The following is a 20,816-nucleotide window of genomic DNA, read 5'->3' as shown; positions in this document are numbered from 1 at the left end:
ACTGGGGGTCCTCTCGCCGGGGTGCCGTAAGCGCTTGGTGACTGCCTGGGATTCTGTCGGGGGAGAAGAACCCGGGAACGGATTCCTCGACGCCCACTTCCTGCACACTCCAAGCCAAGTACTTGTTCGAGCGGCTCAGACGGAATATGGGTAGACGTCGATGTGAGGCACCGAGAGTTCGATGCGGTCGTCGATCGAAGGCATGAAACGCCTGCCCTGTTCTTCTGAATGCTCGGCCGCGGCGAACTCCACGAGAAGTACATCTGTGCCCAGTCGGATCGACACCACCGCGTCCTCGTCTGCAGCGATGACGGTCCCCTGGATTCGCACCGGTGCCCCCGCAGCCTCCGCCAGCAGTGCGTCCGGCCCCTCCGTGTGGACCCAGCGCACGACATCGTCCGGGATGTCGATCTCGACGTCCACGGTGTCGCCCACATGCGGTGCTGCTGACCCGCGCCAGCGCGCCCAGGCCTGTCCGAGCGGGCCGCGGAAGGCGATGCGGGATCCTTGGGTCTCTGCCGGGTTGTCAAGGACGTCCAGAATCTCAATGCGCATTACTTCAGTCCTAGCGGTACTCGAACCATGGTGTTATCCACGATCCATTCGTTTGTGGGGGAGATGAACGTCCAGGTTTCCATGTGGAAGTGGAATTTGGTCGGTTTGCTGTTCATCTCGTGCGGCCCGAGGCGGATACTCCGTTGGCCGTCTGCAGAGACGAGACGATCTGGATCCGTCAGACCGGTGCGCGGGTGGATGTTGGTGTAAGGGCCTTCACCCAGGAACTTTTCCCACTCGTCCATTACCTGGTGGGGCTTCAGCGGCTTGGGCGCGACCACTTCTGGGGTCTGGGTGACTTTTTGTTCAGGGGGGCATGGGGTCAGGCCGAGGGGATCGCTCCAGGTCAGGGGGTTGTCGACATACGCTGCCGGGTTGGGAGCAGCGGCGAGTCCCAGCGGGTCGGGAGATAGGTAGCGGGCGGTTCCCGGCTCGTAATGCCGGAAGTAGTTGTAATGCAACCCCGTCTCGGGGTCGAAGTACTGCCCCGGGAAGCGGAGCGGTGTGTACGTGGTGCTGTCTGCTGACCAGGCTGTTGTGCCCCACAAGGTGCTGCGGGTGTGCCAGGCGATGTCGCCCTGTTCGTCGATGAGTTCGGTCGGGGTGCCGACGAGGTCGGTGATGATGGCGAAGAAGCGGGAGTCGATCTCGTCCTGAGGCGCTTCGGCCGCGGTGATGCGTTCTGTCTGGGCTATGGGGGTCAGGCCCTGGTGGTCCCAGGTGAGGGTCACCGGGTGGGGGAGGTCCAGGGACGTGGTGGTCTGTTCGCAGAGGGTGGTGCCGTCCCAGGTGAACGTCACCTTTTCTACGACCGTTTCGGCGTCCGCGGCCAGGCGGGACTTCGCCGTGCGGCGGCCGAGAGGGTCGTAGGTGTAGCGCCACCGGGTACCGTCCGGCGTGGTCACCTGCGTGAGGCGGTCCTCCGTGTCCCACTCGTAGCGCCACGTGTCCGGCCTGCGGGACAGGCGGGTCTTCTGGCGGAGGGTGATGCGGCCCAGCGCGTCGTGTTCGTAGCGGACGTTGCCCGCGTGGGTGATGCGGGTGCCGGTGTAGGCGCGGGCGCCTGTCGCTTCCTGGCCCGGATGTCCCGTCGGCCAGTGGGCCTGCGTCTGGTTGCCCGCCTCGTCGTACGCGTACGTCTCGGTCCAGTTCGCCGCGTGGACCGCCGTCACCCGGCCCGCCGCGTCCAGGTCGAAGCGGCGGGCGCCGGAGAGCTGGTCGTCGATCGCCGTGAGGTTGCCGTCGGCTCGGTAGGTGTAGGCGCGGTGCTGGAGGGAGCGGCCGGTCGAGCCCCTCACCGACTGGGTCGTCAGGCGGCCGGCCGTGTCGAAGGTGTGGTTCAGGGTGAGTGTCTCGCCGACCTGGCGGGCCAGTTCGCGGCCGACCTCGTCGTACGTGAAGTCGATGGCGCGGCCCGATGCCGTCATGCCGGTGCGTCGGCCGGTGGCGTCGTACGACCAGGTCGTGGTCCCGCCGGTCGGGGTCGTACGGCCGGTGCGGCGGCCGAACTCGTCGTACGTGGAGGTCAGTTCGCGGCCGTCGACCGTCTCCGAGCGGACCCGTCCGTGGCGGTCGCGCAGGATCGTCAGGGTGGTGTCGGGGCCGGTCGCCTGGGCGAGGCCGTCCGTCATGTCGTAGGCGTACGTGGTGATTTGGCCTGCCGCGTTCTTGCGGGTCACCTGGCCCAGTTCGTTGCGGTCGAACTCGATGACCTGGCCCAGGGTGTTCGTCCGGGTGGTCAAGTGGCCGGTCGCGTCGTGGGTGTAGGTGAGGGTGCGGTCGTCGAAGTCCGTCTCCGTGACGAGGCGGCCGGCCGCGTCGTAGGCGTAACTCCACGTCAGACCTTGGGGGTTGGTGACCCGGGTGAGATTCAGTTCGGTGTCGTGGGTGAAGTCGTGGCGGACTCCGTCCGGGCCGGTGCGGGACGTCAGCAGGTCGAAGTGGGTGTACGCGAAGTGGGAGACGCCGCCCAACGGGTCCGTGTGTGTGGTGCAGTTGCCCTCGCCGTCGTACGTCCAGGACTCCGTCGTGCCGTCCGGTGCCGTGCGGTGGGACAGGTGGCCCTCGGGTGTCCACGTCAGGCGGGTCGTCGCGCCCAGTGCGTCGGTGACGGTGACAGGTCGGCCGAAGCCGTCACGTTCGTAGCGGGTGACCCCGCCGAGTGGGTCGGTGATCTCCAGCGGGAGGCCGGTGCGGTCGCAGTGGACGGTCGTGGCCCGGCCCAGCGGGTCGGTCACCTTCGTGAGGCGGCCCGCGTCGTCGTAGGCGAAGTGGGTGGTGTGGCCGGTCGGGTCGGTCACCGATGTGCGGTTGCCGCGGGCGTCGTAGGTCTGGCGGAGGACCGTGCCGTCCGGGTTCACCAGCCTTACCGGCAGGCCGAGTTCGTTGTACTCGGCCCGCGCCTCGCGCCCGTCGGGGCGGGTGACCGTGAGCAGGTTGCCTGTCTCGTCGTAGCGGAAGGCGGTGGTGCGGCCGAGCGGGTCGGTGCGGGACAGGAGGCGGTTGCGGCGGTCGCGCCGGTAGCGGGTGACCGAGCCCGTCTCGTCGATCTCGGCCGTCACCTGGGCGCGGTCGTTGACCAGGTAACGGGCCGTGTGGCCCAGTGAGTTGGTGATCGCGGTGACCCGGTCGCCCGTCTCCGGGTCGGTCGTGTCGTAGGTGAAGGCGGAGTTGAGGTGGCCTGCCGCGCCCGACTGGTGGGTGCAGCGGTCCCGGTCGTCGTAGACGTAGTCGAAGCGGCTGCCGTTGGTGTCCGTCCACGACGTGATGCGGCCGTGTTCGTCGCAGCCGAAGTGGAGGGGGACTCCGGACGAGTTGGTCACCTCGGTGAGGTGGCCGTCGGTGTAGCCGTAGCGGAGGATCTCCTGGGCGTGGCCCTCGCCTGCCGCCCCGGTCAGGGTGAGGGCGGTGATGCGGCCGTGCGCCGTGCTGAACCTCAGCTGGTAGCCGCCGCTGTGGGTGATGCCGAGCGGGGCGCCTTCCGCGTCGTACTCGAAGGTGATCCAGTTGCCGTTGCGGTCGTCGAGCTGTTCCAGGACCGCCAAGTCGGCTCCGCTGTCGGCGAAGTGCCACACCCGGCCGGTGTCCGGGTCGGTGATCGTGTAGCCGCCGTCCTCGCGGTTCAGGGGCCATCGCGGGCCGTGGGCGGGGAGGGTGGGCAGGCCCGGTGCGGGGTGCGGGTAGGTCAGCAGCAGGCCGTCCTCGGCGATGAGGACGACACCCTCGGCGTCGATCTCCAGCCGCTGGTCCACCGTCGACGACCATGTCGGACCGAACCAACGCCCGGCCCGATAGGCCGAGTTGAACGAGCGCTTCAGGATCAGCGGCAGTGAACCCGGCAGGGACAGGTCGGTCTGCGGCAGGACCATGTGGCCCGTGGCGACGTCGATCGGGTCCCGCTCGCAGACCGTCTCCTCGGGGCGACGACTTGCGCCCTCAGGATGCTCCGTAGCCCCCTTCCGCCCCGCCCCCGCCGCATCGCCGGCCGCATCGCTCGCCGACCGCCGCACCCCCGTCTCGACCGCGCTCTCCACCCCGTCCTTGAGCGCTGCCCGCCCGAACGCGGCCTCCAACCCCGCCCCGTCCCCCACCAGATTCGGCAGCAACCGCCCCGCCCCCTCGGACGGGTCCTTCATGAAGTCGTCGAGCATCGTCTTCGCGGCCCGCTCGGGGTGTGCGCTCGTCGAGATCAGGCCCGCCAGGGTCATGTTGACGTTCTGGAGGTAGGCGGCGGGGTGGGTGAGGTTGTACGGGTCCGTCGGGTTGAGGCCGCGGGCGAAGGTGAGGATGCCTGCGGTGCCCTTCGCTATGCCCGCGTCGAAGTGGAGGATCTCCGTGTTGACGGCCTGGTAGCCGTCGACCGCGTCGGCCTTGAGGCGGGACAGCGGGGGCGGTTCGGCGGGGGCGTGAGCGAGGGCCTTGCGGACGGCGCTCGCGGCGGTGCGGGCGGCCTCGTCGCGTTGGCGGCGGGCCTCGTTCAGGATCTCGTGGGCGCGCTGAACGGCGGCGGCGCCCGGGTCGGTCGACGGCTCCGGCTTCTTGTCGTCGTCCTTGTGCTTCGCCACGTCCGCCTTGTACGCGTCCGACGCCTTCTTGCCCGGGCCGTACAGGCGGATCGCGTCCTGCGCCTGGCCCTGCGCCCACTCCACCGTCTCCGCGTACGACGACAGCGCCTTGCCCGCCGCGTCGCAGGCGTCCGCCGCCTGGAGCCACTTCGTGGGGTGCATCGCGAACTTCTCGCGGAAGGTGTCGGCCGCCTCGCCCTGCCAGGAAGATGAGTCGAGCTTGCGCATGCCGTCGCCGACCTTGTCGAAGGCGGTGAAGAAGTCGGCCAGGTGCTTGGCCGTCGCGCGGATCGCCTTCGAGTCGCCGTGGACCAGGTCGGACGGCAGGTCGGTGTCGCCGAGCTGCTTCTCGCCCGGTGTGGCGCCGAGCTTCGAGGCGATCTGGTCGCCGGCGTTCTCCACCGCGACGGCGTAGCGGTGGGCGCCGACGTGGTCCAGGCCCTCCCCGATGAGGTCGGTGCCCTTGTCGACCCCCTCGCCGACCAGCTTCTTGCCCGAGTCGACGACATCGCCGACCTTGCTCAGACCGGAGTTGACCAGATCGCCGATGCCCATCAGCCCGCGTCCCCGCCCTGGGCCTCGGCCGCCTTCGCCCGTTCCTCCGGCGACGGGCCCAACTCGCTGTCCAGGAAGGCGTTGTACTCGTCCCCGCTCACCCCCGCCGCGCTCGCCAGGTTCGCCGGGTTGAGGCCCGGGCCCAGCGGGCTGACGGTGTGCGAGGTCATCACGTCACGCGCCGCGTCCTTGTAGGCCTGCTTGCTGTTGTCCATCGCCTTGTCCATCGACTCGGCGCTGTAGTCGACGCCGCCGGTGTACTCGTTGTTGCGCACGAGGTCGCCCCAGCTCTCCTTGGTGACCTCGTCCTCGGTGGCGTACGGGTTGCCCATGCCCGCGTTCACCACGATCTTCATCGCGCCCTGGACGTACTGGTCCGTCTCGTACAGCGTGCCCGCCGAAAGTCCCACGCCCGCCGCGAAGTTGTTGCCCTCGGCCACCAGCGCGCGCACGCCCCACTCCCAGCGTTCGCAGAACGACGTGAAGTCGGAGAGCAGCTCCTCGTTCCCCAACTCCAGCCCGGAGAGGCCGAGTTCGGAGAAGCCCCGGCCCGCTCCTGCCAGGCTGTCGATGCCCAGGTCCTTCAACTCGCCCAGCACCAGGGTGATCCCCTGTGCTATCTCGTCGAGCCCGGCCGCCTTGATGTCCTGACCACTGTCGCCGCTCATCCCCGTACCTCCATAGCCGCGTCCACATCCACGCCCGCGTCGACCGCCGCATCCTCCGGCACGATCCCCGTCACCGGCGGAAACAGCACGCCCTCGCCCTCGGTCCCCACATCCAGCGCCACCCCGCACGGCACACCCACCGCCGGCACCGCCGCGTCCAACAAGCGGGCTCCCAGCAGCCGTTGATACGGCCACTCCCGCCCGCCTTCACCCCTCGCGATCGCGAACCGCGCCAACGCCGACTCGTTGGAGAACGCGTAGATCCACCGGATACCGCCGAAATCGCCGACCAAGGGCGCGTCGTCCTCGTCTGTCGGCACCAGCACCGCCGCGCGGCGGAACTCGCCCAGCAGTACGGCGAATTCATGCCGCCGGCGCGCGACGGCGTCGTCGCTGGTCAGGGGTTCGGACGCGGCGACGGGCGCGGCGGGTGGTTCCGCCCCGCCCATCTCCGCGTAGTCCAGCAGCCGGGACCGGCGTATGCCCCCGGTCTCCCCGGCGCTCTCGTCGCCGTCCGCCATGTCGTTGTCGTTTCCCCCGCGATCGGACATGGGTGAAATCATCACACCAGCACATCGCGTACGGCAACGCGGAGAGCGGCGACAGGCCGGGGACGGGGTCGTAAACGTCGTAAAGCGGTGCGCAGCGCTCGCCCATTGACAGCCCTGCGTGGGCTCATTCTTTGGCCACGGACAGCCTTCTCATCGTTCTCTTATGTCGGCCTTATGGCATCATCACGCGCTGTACCTAGCTTGCGGGCCATGTTCTTCACCTACCTGAGGCGCGAGTTGCGCCGCCGCAGAAAAGCGGCCCTCGTCGTCGCCTCCGGCCTCGCACTGGGCATTGCGCTGGTCATCGTGGTCAACTCCGTGTCCTCCGGCATGGGGAAGGCCCAGGACAAGGTCCTCCAGTCCCTCTACGGACTCGGTACGGACATGACCGTCACCAAGGCGGCCACGCCCACGGCCAGCGGCTCGCAGCAGCCGCGGTTCCAGTTCGACGCCAACAACAACGACGACAGCAAGACGCAGAGCAGCGACCGCGTCATGGTCCAGGGCTTCACCACGCTGGCCTCCTCCACCGTCACCAAGGTGGCCGGGCAGAAGGGCGTCTCCGACGCCGTCGGCGGGCTGAGCCTCAACGTCGTCAAGGTCGACGGGCAGTTCACCCGCGGCCAGTTCAAGCAGAACCAGGGGAGCGGCACCGGAGGCGGCGGCGGCAACCGCGGCGGCGGCACCGGCGCGCCGCAGGGTTCGGTCACCGGTGGTGGCGCCAACTTCAACATCAACGCGTACTCGGTCTACGGCACGGACGTCACCAAGCCCGCGCTCGGCCCGCTGACCTCCTCGAAGATCACCAGCGGCCGTACGTTCACCACCGCCGAGGCCGACTCCAAGGTCGTCGTCGCCGACTCGGCGTACGCCAAGGAGAAGAAGCTCAAGGTCGGTTCGACCGTCACGATCAAGAGCGTCAAGTACAAGGTCATCGGCATCGCCACCGCGACCAGCGGTGACGCGGCGGCCAACCTGTACGTCCCGCTGAAGCAGGCGCAGACCCTGAGCGGCGACACGAACAAGGTCACCACGATCTACGTCAAGGCGACCGACTCCCAGCAGATCTCGGCCGTCAAGAAGACCATCACGAGCAATGTCTCCGGTACGACGGTCACCACGTCCGCCGACCTGGCCGACACGGTCTCCGGGTCCCTGTCCACCGCCTCCTCCCTCGCCACCAGCGTCGGCAAGTGGCTGTCGATCGCGGTCCTCATCGCCGCGTTCCTGGTCGCCGGGCTGCTCACCTCCTCGGCGGTCTCGCGCCGGGTGCGGGAGTTCGGCACGCTGAAGGCGCTCGGCTGGAAGTCCGGCCGGGTGACCCGGCAGGTGGTCGGCGAGGCCATCGTCAACGGCCTGGTCGGCGGCGTCCTCGGCATCGCGCTCGGCCTGGCGGGCGCGTACGTCGTCACCGCGATCAGCCCGACCCTCTCGGCCTCCCTCGGCAGCACGGCCGGTGGCGGCGCCCGCGCGGGCGGCGGACCCGGCGGCGGTGGCGGTGGCTTCGGCGGCGGCCGGCAGGCCGCCGCCAAGACCCTCGACGTCGCCCTCACGGCCCCCGTCAACGCCACCACCATCGCCCTCGCGGTCGGCCTCGCGGTGGCGGGCGGCCTGATCGCCGGAGCCTTCGGCGGCTGGCGGGCGTCGCGACTCCGCCCGGCCGACGCCCTGCGCAGAGTCGAGTAGCGAGCACCGGTACGGGTCTGTCGTGGTCGGCGTGCAGCGCGCTCCGAAGGGGCGCGGGGAACGGCGCGACCAGCCACGACGGACCCGCCGACGAATGACGGCGCCCCAACCCCCCTTACCCTCCCAGGAGTTACCCCATGTACGAACTAAGAGGCGTCACCAAGCTCTACTCACGCGGCAAGGAAACCGTCCACGCCCTCGACGGCATCGACCTCACCATCGGCGACGGCGACCGCCTGGTCATCCAGGGCCCGACCGGCGGCGGCAAGTCCACCCTGCTCCAGATGATCGGCGCCCTGGACCGCCCCACCGCGGGCGAAATCGTGCTGGACGGCACCGACTTGGCGAAACTCTCCGAGGCCAAGCTCACCAAGGTCCGCAGCGAGAACATCGGTTTCGTGTTCCAGTCCTTCAACCTGATCCCGACGCTCACCGCCCAGGAGAACGTCGAGACCGCCCTCGTCCCCCTCGGCACCAAGGCGAAGGAACGCCGCGAACGGGCCGCCGAGGCACTGAAGTCGGTGGGTCTCGGCGAGCGCCTTGGCCACCTCCCCGGCGAGATGTCCGGAGGACAGCAGCAGCGCGTCGCCATCGCCCGCGCACTCGTCAAGCAGCCCAAGGTGCTCCTCGCGGACGAACCGACCGGCAACCTCGACGAGTCGATGCGCGACGAGATCATGGACGTACTGGAGCGCATGTGGAAGGAGCACGGGCTGACCTTCATCATGGTCACCCACGACTCCGCCATCGCGAAGAAGGCCCCGCGTCTCGCGACCATCCGCAAGGGCAAGATCACGGTGAAGGAGAACGCCGGGTCCAAGTGATCCCGATGCCGGGCTCGGCCAACTCCGGTTTGGGGTAAGGGAGTTCGGCGCTCGGCTGAGTGACTCGGCGAGCCCCTACCCGAGTTTTCTCAGCCTTCACCCGTCGACTGCGTAACGGAGTCCGGGCGACGGCGTAACAGTTCGCGGCTGCGCTTTCTCACCCTTCTCTCATCTCTTGAGCGGGTGATCACCCCTCGGCATACTGCGTATTCCGGGGGGTGTTGCGCACAGGTGTGCGGGCTTTCCCCTGGCCGGGTGAACGGGGAATTCGCCCGGTACCTCAGCTCCAGGGGGAGCCTTGCGCAGACACGTGAAGAGAGCGTGCGCGGCCACCGTCGCCGCGTCCGCCGCCGTAGCCCTCGCCGCCGGAATGACCAGCCCGGCGTCGGCGAAGCCCGAACCGAGTGCGGCCGGTGCCGCCCAACTCGGAGCCGCCCAGGCGCGGGTCAAGGGCAGCCATCACATCACCCTGATCACCGGCGACCGCGTCACCGTCGACGCGAAGGGCCGGGTCGCCGGTCTGGAGCCGGCAAAGGGCCGTGCACACATACCCGTTCAGGTCCGCAAGCTCGACGGACACACGCTCGTCATACCCGTGGACGCGGCCCGGCTGATCGCGTCCGGCAAGCTCGACCAGCGGCTCTTCGACATCACCGAGCTCAACAAGTCGGCGGAGCGCGCCTCCCAGAAGTCCGGTCTGAAGGTCATCGTCGGCTACCAGGGACCGGCCGCCGCGACCAGGGCCGACGTCCGGGACGCGGGCAGGCTGCGCCAGTCCCTGAAGACGCTGAACGCCGACGCCGTCCAGACCCCGCAGCAGGACGCGCCCGAGCTGTGGAAGGCCGTCACCAACGGCGACAGGTCGGCGTCCGGCATCGCGCACGTCTGGCTCGACGGCGTCCGCAAGGCGAGCCTCGACAAGTCCGTACCGCAGATCGGCGCCCCGAAGGCGTGGGCGGCCGGCTACACCGGCAAGGGCGTCAAGATCGCCGTACTGGACACGGGAGTCGACGCCGATCACCCGGACCTGAAGACGCAGGTCATCGAGTCCAAGAACTTCTCCACGGCCGCCGACGCGAACGACCACTTCGGGCACGGCACGCACGTCGCCTCGATCGCGGCGGGCACCGGCGCCAAGTCGCACGGCAAGTACAAGGGTGTCGCGCCCGACGCGAAGATCCTCAACGGCAAGGTCCTCGACGACAACGGCTCGGGCGACGACTCCGGCATCCTCGCCGGCATGGAGTGGGCGGCCGGGCAGGGCGCCGACATCGTGAACCTGAGCCTCGGCGGCCAGGACACCCCGGGAATCGACCCGTTGGAGGCGGAGGTCAACAAGCTCTCCGCCGAGAAGGGCATCCTGTTCGCGATCGCCGCGGGCAACGAGGGCCCCGAGTCGATCGGTTCGCCCGGCAGCGCCGACGCGGCCCTCACGGTCGGCGCGGTCGACGGCAACGACAAGCTCGCCGACTTCTCCTCCACCGGCCCGCGCGTCGGCGACGACGCCATCAAGCCGGACGTCACCGCGCCGGGCGTCGACATCACCGCCGCCGCGGCCCCGGGCAGCGTCATCGACAAGGAGGTCGGCGAGAACCCGCCCGGCTACCTGACCATCTCGGGTACGTCGATGGCGACCCCGCACGTCGCCGGTGCCGCCGCCATCCTCAAGCAGGAACACCCCACTTGGGGCTACGCCGAGCTGAAGGGCGCGCTCACCGGGTCCGCGAAGGGCGGCAACTACACGCCGTTCCAGCAGGGTTCGGGACGGATCGCCGTCGACAAGGCCATCAAGCAGAGCGTCGTCGCCGACCCGGTGTCGGAGAGCTTCGGCGTCCAGCAGTGGCCGCACACCGACGACACCCCGGTCACCAAGCAGGTCACCTACCGCAACCTCGGCACCACCGCCGTCACCCTCAAGCTCACGGTCGCCGCCACCAACCCCAAGGGCCAGGCGGCTCCTTCGGGCTTCTTCAAGCTCGCCAGGACGTCGGTGACCGTACCGGCGGGCGGCACGGCCCCCGTCGGCCTGACGGTCGACACCAAGCTGGGCGGCACGCTCGACGGCGCCTACTCCGCGTACGTGACGGCGACCGGCGGCGGGCAGAGCGTCCGTACGGCCGCGGCCGTGGTGCGCGAAGTCCAGTCGTACGACCTCACGTTGAAGTTCATCAACCGTGACGGCACTCCCGCCAAGTACTACACGGCCTCGGTCGCGGGCCTCTCCGGCCTCGGTGCGGGCAGCTTCGCCTCTCCCTACGACGCCTCGGGCACCGTCAAGGTCCGTGTCCCCAAGGGCGGTTACGTCCTCGACACCGGCGTCTTCGTGGACCCGGACGACTTCTCCAAGGGCGCCGACTGGATCGCCCAGCCCAAGCTGACCGTCGACCGGAACATCACGGTCACGCTCGACGCGCGCACCACCAAGCCCGTCGACGTGACCGTGCCGGACGCCGGCGCCAAGGCGGCCTTCGCGGCGCCGAGTTACTCGCTCACGACGGCGGACGGCGGCGCCTCTTTCGGCTGGCTCATGGACTCGTACGCCGGCTTCCGCTCCGCGCACCTCGGTCCGCAGGTCACCGACGGCTCGCTCACCGAGCAGTGGGACGCGCACTTCCTCAAGGGCGCCGACGAGCAGTACGACACCACGACCGGCGGCGAGGTCAAGCAGCTCGCCACCGGCTTCACCAAGCACTACAAGGCGAGTGAACTGGCCACGGTGAGGGCCCGCATGGGCGCCGCCGCCCACGGCAAGACCGGGGTGCTCAACGCCTTCGGCTACCTGCCCGACGCCTCCGGCGCCTCCGGCATCGGCAGCCCGCAGCCGCTGCCCGGCACCCGCGTCCTGCACGTCTCCACCATCAACGGCGCCCAGTGGGAACTCGACTTCGAGCAGGACGCCGGGCTCGACCCGGACGGCTTCCCGATCGCCGAGGCCTACTACGTCTCGAACAGCCCGGAGACCTTCGCGTCCGGCCGGACGTACACCCGGACCTTCAACACGGCGGTCTTCGGCCCGCACCTCGACGACGTCTACGGCGTCTACCGCAACGGCAACGAGATCTCCGGGATCGTGCCGCTGTTCGCCGACTCCGCGCAGCACGCGGGCTCGTCGCTGTTCACCTCGGTCAACACGACCCTGTACCGCAACGGCACGAAGGTGGGCTCCAACCAGGACCCGCTGCTCGGGGACGGGATATTCAAGGTCCCGGCCGCCAACGCCTCGTACAAGCTGACCACTTCGGTCATCCGGAGCGTCAAGGTCGCCGCCGCCTCCACCCGGATCGACGCGAGCTGGACCTTCTCCTCGAAGAGGCCGACCGGCGCCGACGTGGTCCAACTCCCGGTCTCCACCGCCCGGTTCAACGCCACGACCGGCCTCGACAGCCGGGTCGCGGCCGGCAAGAAGGCGACCTTCCCGGTCACCGTCGAGGGCGCGGCGGCCGGCCGGAACCTCAAGTCCCTGGGCGTGTGGGTGTCGTACGACTACGGCCAGACCTGGAAGAAGATCCCGGTCGTCAACGGCAAGATCACCGTCACCAACCCGGCCAAGGGCAAGGCCATTTCGTTCCACGCGAAGATCGCCGACAAGAAGGGCAACAAGTCGACGATCTCGATCTACAACGCGTTCTACGGCAAGTGAGCCGCTAGTGCCTGAGTAGGCCGACAGCGAACGGCCCGCCGGAAGTGCAGCTTCCGGCGGGCCGTCCGTGTTTCCGTGACCCCATGACAGCCGAGAGCGTCGAATACATCCGGTACCGCGTCCCCGAGGAGCGGTCGGCGGAGTTCCTGGCCGCCTACACCCGTGCCGCACGACAGCTGGCCGCCGCCCCGCAGTGCGTGGCCTACGAACTGGCCCGCTGCGAGGAGGACGCCGAGCACTTCGTCCTGCGCATCACCTGGACATCGACCCAGGCACACCTGGAGGGCTTCCGCAGGTCCGAGCTGTTCCCGCCGTTCCTCGCCGAGATCGGCCCGTACGTCGAGGACATCGAGGAGATGCGCCACTACCGGCCGACACCGGTGCGCGGCGACGGCTCGGCCGTGCCCACCCCGTACGACTGGGCGGGCGGCGCCGAGACCTTCTCCCGGCTGACCGAGGTCTTCTACGACAAGGTGCTCAAGGACGACCTCCTCGCCCCGCTCTTCGCCGGTCTGGCCCCCGAGCACGCCGAGCACGTCGCCCTCTGGCTCGGCGAGGTCTTCGGCGGCCCGGCGACGTACTCCGCGACCCAGGGCGGCCACGGACACATGGTCGCCAAGCACTTCGGCAAGAACATCAGCGAGCGGCAACGGCGCCGCTGGGTCGACCTCATCCAGGACGCGGCGGACGACGCGGGCCTGCCGACGGACGCGGAGTTCCGGTCGGCGTTCCTCGCGTACGTGGAGTGGGGCACGCGGCTGGCGGTGTACTTCTCCGGGCCGGACGCGCAGCCGCCCGCCGAGCAGCCGGTGCCGCGCTGGGGGTGGGGGTCGATGCCGCCCTACCAGGGGTGACATCGGCGTGCCGGGGTCCCATAGGGTCACCCCCATGACCGCCGCCGTCACCGCCATGATCACCGCCGTCGTCGGTGTGCTCGGCACCCTCTTCGCCCCCGTCCTCAGTCAGCGGCTCACCGCGCGGCAGCGTGCAGACGAGGCCCAACTCGCCGAGCGCAGGCGGCGGTTCGAGGAGCGGCGGGGGGCCTACACGGCGATGAACAGGGCCTCGCGGCAGTTCCACACGCTACTCAAGGACGCCCTGCACCGGCTCCGCGACGGCGTCTACACCGAGCTGGAGCGCGACCAGCTGGAGGAGGCCCGCCGCGACTACCGGGACCGGTACGCCGAGGCGCAGATGGTCGTACCCGAGCGGATCCTCGACGCGTCCCGCGCGGTGAACCAGGTCCTCGCCGAGGCCGACGCCGCCGTGAAGCGGCTCGACCGGGGCCTGGCCCGCGACGGCGAGAGCGCCGAGGCGTCGCTGCTCCGACTCAAGGACGCGGAACCGCGGTTGGCGGCGATGCGGCAGCTGATGCGGGCGGACCTCGGCGTCACGGAGTGAGGTCGGGGCGCTGCGTCGACGCGCCCGCGCGGGTCGCGTCCGTGCCCCAACTGGCCAGCAGGCGCAGGGCGTCGGCCGACGGGGAGTCCGGCTCCGCGTGGTAGGTGATCAGGCTCGTCTCACAGCCGTCGTCCAGCCGGAAACCGTGGAAGTGCAGGGTGAGATCGCCGACCAGGGGGTGGTGCAGGCGCTTCACGCCGTACGTCTTCTCCTTGACGTCATGGGTGGCCCACAGCCGCCTGAACTCGTCACTCTTGACGGAGAGTTCGCCCACGAGACCGGACAGCCGCGGGTCGTCCGGATGGCAGCCCGCGTCCATGCGGAGCATGCTCACGATGTCCGAGGCCTTCTGGTCCCAGTCCACGAACAGCTCCCGGTACTCGGGCCGCAGGAACACCAGACGCGCCCAGTTCCGGTCCTGCGGCGCCAGCTCCGACCAGTCGCCGAAGACGGCCGCGGCCATCCGGTTCCACGCCAGGATGTCCGAGCGGCGGCCCGTGACGTACGCCGGGACCGACTCGAACGCGTCGAGCAGCTGCCGTAGCGGAGCGCGGACGTGCTGGGTGGGGGCCGACGGCTTCTTCTTGAGCTGCTTCGGCTTCGCGAGGTGGGTGAGGTGCGAGGACTCGGCGTCGGACAGCCGCAGCGCGCGGGCGATCGCCTCCAGGACCTCCGCCGACACGTTCCGCCCGTTTCCCTGCTCCAGGCGGGTGTAGTACGCCACCGACACCCCGGCCAGCTGCGCCAGCTCCTCGCGGCGCAGCCCGGGCACCCTGCGGTGCCGCCCGAAGTCCGGCAGGCCCACGTCCTCGGGCTTCAGCCGGGCCCGCCGGGTGCGCAGGAACTCGCTCAGCTCGGCCCGCCGGTCCAGCGGCCGACCGGCGTCTGCGGGCCCGGGGGCGGATTCGGGGTGTTCGTCCATACGGTCCAGTATTCCCGGTCGTACGACCGGGAGCCTGACCTCGCTGGTGGTAGGCACAGCGGACGTACGCAGAAGTGTGGCCTGGGTAGCCCCGCGACTTTCGGGCAGGCTTGCCATCGTGCCCGGTCAGAAGGCAGCCGGGCGCACAAACCCCCCGCTAGGAGAGTGTTCCGGCATGACCACAGTCGCCGCATACGCAGCCCCCGCCGCCAAGGCTCCCCTGGAGCGCACCACCATCGAGCGCCGGGCCGTACGTGAGTTCGACGTCCTGATCGACATCAAGTTCGCCGGTATCTGCCACTCGGACATCCACCAGGCCCGCGAGGGCTGGGGCGAGGCCATCTTCCCGATGGTCCCGGGCCACGAGATCGCCGGCATCGTCTCCGAGGTGGGCCCCGGGGTTACGAAGTTCCAGGTCGGCGACCGTGTGGGCGTCGGCTGCATGGTCGACTCCTGCCGTGAGTGCGACAACTGCAAGGCCGGCCTCGAGCAGTACTGCACCGGCGGCAACGTCGGCACGTACAACTCCGTCGGCAAGGACGGGGAGCCCACCTACGGCGGCTACTCCGAGAAGGTCGTCGTCGACGAGAACTTCGTCGTCGGCATCCCCGAGGGCATCTCCCTCGACGTGGCGGCGCCGCTGCTCTGCGCCGGCATCACCACGTACTCGCCGCTGAAGCACTGGAACGCCGGTCCCGGCAAGAAGGTCGCGATCATCGGCATGGGCGGCCTCGGCCACATGGGCGTCAAGATCGCGCACGCCCTCGGTGCGGAGGTCACCGTCCTCTCGCAGTCCCTGCGCAAGCAGGAGGACGGCCTGAAGCTGGGCGCCGACCACTACTACGCGACCAGCGACCCGAAGACCTTCGAGGAGCTGCGCGGCACCCTCGACCTGATCATCTCCACCGTGTCGGCGCCGCTCGACCTCGGTGCGTACCTCTCGCTGCTGAAGACGGACGGTGCGCTGGTCAACGTGGGCGCCCCCGAGGAGCCGGTCTCCCTCAACCTGTTCTCCGTGATCGGCGGCCGCAAGACCCTGGCCGGTTCCGGTATCGGCGGCATCCGGGAGACCCAGGAGATGCTGGACTTCTGCGCCGAGCACGGTTTCGGTGCCGAGATCGAGGTCATCTCCGCGGACCAGATCAACGAGGCGTACGAGCGGGTGCTGGCGAGTGACGTGCGCTACCGCTTCGTGATCGACACGGCGACGATCTGACCGCGTCGGTTCATGCAGGGCCCCGGTGAGCGGTGGGGGTGCGTGGTCGGGTGCGGGTGCGTCGTGGTTGCTCGCGCCGTTCCCCGCGCCCCTGGGGAGGGGCACGCCAGGCGTCCTTAAGGGTGCGGGTGCGTTGTGGTTGCTCGCGCAGTTCCCCGCGCCCCTGAAAGGCGCCTGGCGACTCCCCACCTAGGGGCGCGGGGAACTGCGCGACCAGCCCCCACCGGGCCGCGGTCGCCGATGAACGTCAGGCCCCCGTCCGGTTTCGGCCCAGCAGCCACAGCAGGTACGGCCCACCGACCAGCGAGGTGAGCGCCCCCACCGGAACTTCCAGCGGAGGCAGTACCGTGCGGGCGGCGAGGTCGGCGGTCACCAGGATCACCGCGCCCGTCAACGCCGAGCACAGCAAGGGCAGTTGAGGCGTACGGGTGAGCCGCCTCGCCAGCTGCGGCGCGGTCAGCGCCACGAACCCGATCGGCCCGGCCGCCCCGGTCGCCGTAGCCGCCAGGACCACCCCGAGCACAGTCACCGCGAGCCGGGTCCGATCCACCCGCACCCCCAGCGAGGCCGCGGTATCGGCGTCCAGCCCGAGCGGCCGCACGGCCCGGCTCGCCCACACCAACGCGGGCAGACACGCCAGCAGTACGACGGCCAGGGGCGCCGCCTGCTCCCAGCCCCGCCCGTTCAGTGAACCGGTCAGCCACAGCTTCACCGTCTCGGCAGCCTGCAACTCGCTGTCCGAGAGATACAGCTGCACGACGGCCGACAGCGCGACCCCGATCCCAACTCCCGTCAGCACGAACCGACTCGGCTGCATCCCGTGCCGCCACGCCAGCGCGTACACGAGCGCGGCGGCCACGAGCCCGCCCACGACGGAGACGGCCGGCATGGCACTGGGCGAGTCGACGAGCCCCGCGGACAGCGCGAGCACGGTCGCGGCGGCGGCACCGTGCCCGACCCCGATCACGTCCGGACTGGCGAGCGGATTCCGGGTGACGGTCTGCACGAGCGCCCCGGCGAGGCCCAGCGCGACACCGACCAGCGCACCGAGCATGATCCGGGGGACCCGCAACTCGTTGACGACGAGGTCGTACTGACCGGATCCGGTGCGGAGGGTGTGCCAGACCGCGCCGGGCGGGATGTAGGTCTGGCCGAGACAGGCGGCGGCGAGCATCGCAACGGCCAGCAGGAGTACGAGAGTTGCGGCTACGGCGGCCGAACGCCGGTGCAGGAGAAGGGAGACGGAGGGGTGCGGGCGCAGGACACTGACACCGGTGGGGCTCATACGGCCGTCGCCTTCCGCCGTACCAGTACCACCAGCACCGGCACCCCCACCAACGCCGTCATCACCCCGGCCGGCACCTCCGCGGGGGAGCGCACGACCCGCCCCGCCACATCCGCGCCGACCAGCAGCGCGGCGCCGAGCAGCGCGGACAGCGGGAGCAGGCCGCGGTGGCCGCCGGAGGTGAGGCGGCGGGCGAGGTGCGGGACGGCGAGTCCGACGAACGCGATCGGCCCGGCGGCGGCCACCGCGGACGCCACCAGCAGGGTCGCCCCGAGCGCCGCACACACCCGTACGACCCCCACCCGATGCCCCAACGCCCGCGCCGTCTCGTCCCCGAGGGCCAGCGCGTCCAGCCCCCGCGCACAGACGAGCACCAGCAACGCCCCGACCAGCAGGAACGGCAGCATCTTCACGACGGTGTCCGCGTCCCGGCCGCTCAGCGAGCCGACCTGCCAGAACCGGAACTGGTCCAGCGTCGCCGAACTCGACGTCAGGACGACGGTCGTACCACCGGCGGTCATCGCCGACAACGCCGTACCGGCGAGGGCGAGTTTGACCGGCGAGGCCCCGCCCCGGCCGCGCGCGGCGATGCCGTAGACGAGACACGCGGCGAGGACGGCGCCGGCGAAGGCGTACCAGACGTAGCCGCTGAAACCGCTCGCGAGGCCGGTCGCGATGGCGAGGACGACACCGGCCGCCGCGCCCTGGCTGAGGCCGAGGATGCCGGGGTCGGCGAGCGGGTTGCGGGTGACGGCCTGGAGCGCGGCGCCCGCCACGCCGAGCGCCGCGCCCGCCGTCAGCCCGATCTCGGTGCGGGGCAGCCGCAGCGACCGTACGACCAGCGCGTCCGGTGAACTCCCGCCGTGGAACAACGCGTTGAGCACCTCGGACGGAGGGATCGGACGCGTGCCGACGGCGAGGCTGAGCAGCACGGCGGCGGCCAGCGCGAGGGTGGCCGCCGGCCAGGCGAGGCGTTTGACGCTCACGGCGTACTCTCTGCTGCTCCGCTACTTGCTGATGTCCTCGGCGAGTTGGAGGACGACGAGGCGCGCGGCGGTCGGGCCCGCGTTGAGGTACCAGGGGTCGTCGTCGACCTTCACCGCGTGGCCGGCCTCGACCGCGCTCATCGACTTCCAGAGCGGTCCGGCGAGCACGCTCGCGGCGTCGGTCCTGGAAGCGTCGCCCTGCACCGAGTAGAAGATCCAGTCACCGTCGGCCTTGTCGATGCTCTCGGCGCCGATGTCCTCCGAAATCGCCTTGAACTGCTGGGACTTGGGCCGGTCGAGGCCCATGTCGACGGCGATCGAACCGGTGAAGGAGGAGACGCCGAACATCCGGGTCCTGCCGGGCGTGAAGCGCAGCATCGACACGGAGGTCTTCGACAGCGCCTCGCCCTTCTCGTCCGCGTCCTCGACGATCCCGTCCAGCAGCTTCCGCGCCTGCTGGCCCTTGCCGATCGCGTCGCCGACGAGGAGGAGGTCGCGCTTCCAGTTGATGCCGTTGCCCGCCGTGATGACGGTCGGCGCGATCTTCGACAGCTTGGGGTAGAGGTCGCCGAGCGAGTCGTTGGCGAGGATCAGGTCGGGCTTCGCGGCGGCGAGGGTCTCCAGGTTGGGCGCCTGGCGCGTCCCCGCGTCCGTCATCGCGGCGAGCTTCGATTTGTCGGAGGGGAAGGCGTTCGCGAGGTAGTCGGGGACGAGTCCGGCGTTGTCGGCGCGGGTGGTGGCCGTGGGGACCGTACCGAGGGAGAGCAGGTCGTCGAGCTGACCGGTGCTCAGCACGGCGATCCGCGTGGGCTTCGCCTTGATCGTCGTGCTGCCCTCGAAGTGCGTGACGGTGCGGGGGAAGGTGCCGTCGGTGTCGGTGTCGGAGCCCATGCCGGTCTCCAGCGTGCTCGGCGCGGCGGACGGGCCCTCGGAGGCGCCGATCACCTTGTTCTGCCGGCCGTCACCCGTCTTCTCGGCATCGTTGTCGGCGGACGACGACGAGCAACCGGCCAGCAACCCGCCGACGGCGGACACGGCGACCATCGCCGTGACAGCCTTCCTCCTGAACGCACGCACTATCACTGTCTCTCCGATCAAAACTGGCCAGGTAAGGCTTACCTTATCTTGCCGTCGGAGTAGCTTGGGCATGAGGAGGCCCACACGATGACCGTGCAGCTGAACCACACCATCGTCGCCGCGCACGACAAACACACGTCGGCCCGATTCCTCGCCGACCTGCTGGGGCTCCAAGTGAGCCCGCAGTACGGCCCGTTCATCCCGGTCGCGATCCCGAACGGGGTCACCCTCGACTACATGGACCAGCCCGGTTCGGGCTTCGCCGAGATCGCCTCGCAGCACTACGCGTTCCTGGTCTCGGAGGACGACTTCGACGCGATTTTCGGTCGCATCCAGGCGGCGGGACTCAGGTACTGGGCGGACCCGGCGCATCGCGTCGAGGGCGAGATCAACACGAACGACGGTGGCCGAGGCGTCTATTTCGACGACCCGAACGGACACGTCCTGGAGATCCTGACCCGGCCGTACGGCAGCGGAATCACCCGGTGAGACCGTTGAGATCGGTGAGATCGTCGAGACCGGTGAGGAACGACTCGCCGGCCCCGTAGGACCGTACGACCACGCCACCGTCCCCGGCATCGGCCGGCCGTACGGAGTGCGCGCGCCCCAGTCCCGACACGTGGGCGCGGCCGTCCGTCGCCACCTCGACCAGCGTGTTCTCGTCGACGGCGACGCCGTGCGGGAGCCGGTACCGGGTCACGGCGGCGATCAGCCGGGGCAGCGTCCCCCACTGCGCCGCGTGCGCGTCCACGGCGAAGGGCACCAGCCCCAACCCGTCCCGTACGGCGATCTCGTCCAGGTCCTCACCGGTGTCCTCCGGACACACCGCGATCCCGTCGAGCAGCCACCCCCCGACGACGGCGGACCGCGCGGCGAGCGCGGCACCGGCGGAGAACCCGGCGTAGGGGATGCGCCGTTCGGCGAGCAGCCGCGGCAACCGGTCGAGGCAGTCCGCGAAGGCGTCCTGGTAGGCGGGCGTCAGCCCACCACAGACGAGCAGCCCGTCCGCGTCCGCTGCCGCCCCGACGTCGAAGCGGGCACCGATCGGCACGAGTACCGGTACGGGAATGCAGTCGCCCGCACTTCTCAACGCCTCGTCGTAGCGGGCGAATTGACGCTCCCCGTCGCCTTCGCCCTCGTCGAGGATCACGCAGGCGACGCGGGGCGTGGATCCGGGGGTACCGGCCGCCGCGCGGAGGAAGGGGTCGTAGACGGCGGGGTGGTCCCACCCGCCGCCGATGAGGAAGGTACTGGGGAGGGAGGCGCTGGCTTGGCTGGGTTCGCTCGGCTGGTCCACGGGGGCATCAAATCCCGTCGCCGCGGACCCTGTCACACGCTTTTGCCGGCCTGGAGCCGCCGCTGTCCGCTCGCGCGGCAGATCGGCAG

General features: G+C 70.1%; 16 protein-coding genes. 7 read left to right on the top strand and 9 right to left on the bottom strand.

From position 1 onward, the window contains the following. Window positions 1-135: 135 nt before the first annotated feature. The 4 genes from OHT77_RS17745 to OHT77_RS17730 are packed head-to-tail and all read right to left on the bottom strand — an operon-like array spanning window position 136 to window position 6,363. Window positions 136-555 (bottom strand): hypothetical protein, encoded by a 420-nt coding sequence (locus OHT77_RS17745; protein WP_328829450.1) that lies wholly within the window; start codon window positions 553-555, stop codon window positions 136-138. Beyond that, window positions 555-5,174 (bottom strand): putative T7SS-secreted protein, encoded by a 4,620-nt coding sequence (locus OHT77_RS17740; RefSeq protein ID WP_328829449.1) that lies wholly within the window; start codon window positions 5,172-5,174, stop codon window positions 555-557. The genes OHT77_RS17745 and OHT77_RS17740 overlap by 1 nt, the downstream gene beginning before the upstream one ends. Next, window positions 5,174-5,842 carry a hypothetical protein gene (locus OHT77_RS17735; RefSeq protein ID WP_328829448.1) on the bottom strand — a complete coding sequence of 223 codons (669 nt, stop codon included), beginning with the start codon at window positions 5,840-5,842 and terminating at the stop codon, window positions 5,174-5,176. The genes OHT77_RS17740 and OHT77_RS17735 overlap by 1 nt, the downstream gene beginning before the upstream one ends. Then, entirely contained in the window at window positions 5,839-6,363 is a 525-nt protein-coding gene (locus tag OHT77_RS17730; RefSeq protein WP_443048212.1) for a hypothetical protein, read from the bottom strand. Before OHT77_RS17730 ends, OHT77_RS17735 begins: the two co-directional genes overlap by 4 nt. A 240-nt stretch (window positions 6,364-6,603) precedes the next feature. On the opposite strand from OHT77_RS17730, the gene OHT77_RS17725 reads away from it, so the two are divergent. The 5 genes from OHT77_RS17725 (at window position 6,604) to OHT77_RS17705 (ending at window position 13,944) form a co-directional block, all read left to right on the top strand. Then, window positions 6,604-8,079: an ABC transporter permease gene (locus OHT77_RS17725; RefSeq protein WP_328829446.1), complete on the top strand. Its 1,476-nt coding sequence runs from the start codon at window positions 6,604-6,606 to the stop codon at window positions 8,077-8,079. Window positions 8,080-8,216: 137 nt separating this feature from the next. Beyond that, window positions 8,217-8,903 (top strand): ABC transporter ATP-binding protein, encoded by a 687-nt coding sequence (locus OHT77_RS17720; protein ID WP_328829445.1) that lies wholly within the window; start codon window positions 8,217-8,219, stop codon window positions 8,901-8,903. A gap of 310 nt (window positions 8,904-9,213) precedes the next feature. After that, complete coding sequence (locus tag OHT77_RS17715; protein WP_328829444.1) at window positions 9,214-12,543, top strand: S8 family peptidase; 3,330 nt, start codon at window positions 9,214-9,216, stop codon at window positions 12,541-12,543. An 83-nt stretch (window positions 12,544-12,626) separates the two neighbouring features. Beyond that, a complete protein-coding gene (locus OHT77_RS17710; RefSeq protein ID WP_328829443.1) occupies window positions 12,627-13,397 on the top strand; it encodes a group II truncated hemoglobin in 771 nt (256 codons plus the stop codon). Between the two features lie 34 nt (window positions 13,398-13,431). Beyond that, window positions 13,432-13,944, top strand: a complete 513-nt coding sequence (locus tag OHT77_RS17705; RefSeq protein WP_328829442.1) for a hypothetical protein — start codon at window positions 13,432-13,434, stop codon at window positions 13,942-13,944. Here the strand turns inward: OHT77_RS17705 and OHT77_RS17700 are convergent. Then, complete coding sequence (locus tag OHT77_RS17700) at window positions 13,934-14,866, bottom strand: helix-turn-helix domain-containing protein (protein ID WP_328829441.1); 933 nt, start codon at window positions 14,864-14,866, stop codon at window positions 13,934-13,936. The two genes, OHT77_RS17705 and OHT77_RS17700, sit on opposite strands and share 11 nt — an antisense overlap. A 175-nt stretch (window positions 14,867-15,041) precedes the next feature. On the opposite strand from OHT77_RS17700, the gene OHT77_RS17695 reads away from it, so the two are divergent. Next, complete coding sequence (locus OHT77_RS17695; RefSeq protein ID WP_328829439.1) at window positions 15,042-16,082, top strand: NAD(P)-dependent alcohol dehydrogenase; 1,041 nt, start codon at window positions 15,042-15,044, stop codon at window positions 16,080-16,082. 247 nt (window positions 16,083-16,329) lie between these two features. Here OHT77_RS17695 and OHT77_RS17690 read toward each other — a convergent pair whose 3' ends face one another. From OHT77_RS17690 to OHT77_RS17680, 3 genes are read right to left on the bottom strand one after another with little or no spacing between them, the layout of a single operon-like run. Next, entirely contained in the window at window positions 16,330-17,367 is a 1,038-nt protein-coding gene (locus OHT77_RS17690) for a FecCD family ABC transporter permease (RefSeq protein ID WP_328829438.1), read from the bottom strand. After that, complete coding sequence (locus tag OHT77_RS17685) at window positions 17,364-18,353, bottom strand: FecCD family ABC transporter permease (protein ID WP_328829437.1); 990 nt, start codon at window positions 18,351-18,353, stop codon at window positions 17,364-17,366. Before OHT77_RS17685 ends, OHT77_RS17690 begins: the two co-directional genes overlap by 4 nt. 21 nt (window positions 18,354-18,374) lie before the next feature. Next, window positions 18,375-19,397, bottom strand: coding sequence for an iron-siderophore ABC transporter substrate-binding protein (locus tag OHT77_RS17680; RefSeq protein ID WP_328829435.1), 1,023 nt, complete (start codon window positions 19,395-19,397; stop codon window positions 18,375-18,377). Between the two features lie 120 nt (window positions 19,398-19,517). On the opposite strand from OHT77_RS17680, the gene OHT77_RS17675 reads away from it, so the two are divergent. After that, window positions 19,518-19,919, top strand: a complete 402-nt coding sequence (locus OHT77_RS17675; RefSeq protein ID WP_328829434.1) for a VOC family protein — start codon at window positions 19,518-19,520, stop codon at window positions 19,917-19,919. On the opposite strand, the gene OHT77_RS17670 is transcribed toward OHT77_RS17675, so the two are convergent. After that, window positions 19,909-20,727, bottom strand: coding sequence for a hypothetical protein (locus OHT77_RS17670; protein WP_328829433.1), 819 nt, complete (start codon window positions 20,725-20,727; stop codon window positions 19,909-19,911). The two genes, OHT77_RS17675 and OHT77_RS17670, sit on opposite strands and share 11 nt — an antisense overlap. Window positions 20,728-20,816: the final 89 nt, after the last annotated feature.

Origin of the sequence: Streptomyces sp. NBC_00252 (assembly GCF_036187565.1) — a bacterium.
Classification (GTDB): Bacteria; Actinomycetota; Actinomycetes; order Streptomycetales; family Streptomycetaceae; genus Streptomyces.
Note: the sequence above shows the minus strand (reverse complement) of the source record. Positions and strands in the feature narration are given on the sequence as shown.

Coding starts and splice junctions, on each gene's coding strand:
- OHT77_RS17745 (WP_328829450.1), bottom strand. CDS start 555: ATGCGCATTGAGATTCTGGACGTCCTTGACAACCCGGCAGAGACCCAA.
- OHT77_RS17740 (WP_328829449.1), bottom strand. CDS start 5,174: ATGGGCATCGGCGATCTGGTCAACTCCGGTCTGAGCAAGGTCGGCGAT.
- OHT77_RS17735 (WP_328829448.1), bottom strand. CDS start 5,842: ATGAGCGGCGACAGTGGTCAGGACATCAAGGCGGCCGGGCTCGACGAG.
- OHT77_RS17730 (WP_443048212.1), bottom strand. CDS start 6,363: ATGGCGGACGGCGACGAGAGCGCCGGGGAGACCGGGGGCATACGCCGG.
- OHT77_RS17725 (WP_328829446.1), top strand. CDS start 6,604: ATGTTCTTCACCTACCTGAGGCGCGAGTTGCGCCGCCGCAGAAAAGCG.
- OHT77_RS17720 (WP_328829445.1), top strand. CDS start 8,217: ATGTACGAACTAAGAGGCGTCACCAAGCTCTACTCACGCGGCAAGGAA.
- OHT77_RS17710 (WP_328829443.1), top strand. CDS start 12,627: ATGACAGCCGAGAGCGTCGAATACATCCGGTACCGCGTCCCCGAGGAG.
- OHT77_RS17705 (WP_328829442.1), top strand. CDS start 13,432: ATGACCGCCGCCGTCACCGCCATGATCACCGCCGTCGTCGGTGTGCTC.
- OHT77_RS17700 (WP_328829441.1), bottom strand. CDS start 14,866: ATGGACGAACACCCCGAATCCGCCCCCGGGCCCGCAGACGCCGGTCGG.
- OHT77_RS17695 (WP_328829439.1), top strand. CDS start 15,042: ATGACCACAGTCGCCGCATACGCAGCCCCCGCCGCCAAGGCTCCCCTG.
- OHT77_RS17690 (WP_328829438.1), bottom strand. CDS start 17,367: ATGAGCCCCACCGGTGTCAGTGTCCTGCGCCCGCACCCCTCCGTCTCC.
- OHT77_RS17680 (WP_328829435.1), bottom strand. CDS start 19,397: ATGGTCGCCGTGTCCGCCGTCGGCGGGTTGCTGGCCGGTTGCTCGTCG.
- OHT77_RS17675 (WP_328829434.1), top strand. CDS start 19,518: ATGACCGTGCAGCTGAACCACACCATCGTCGCCGCGCACGACAAACAC.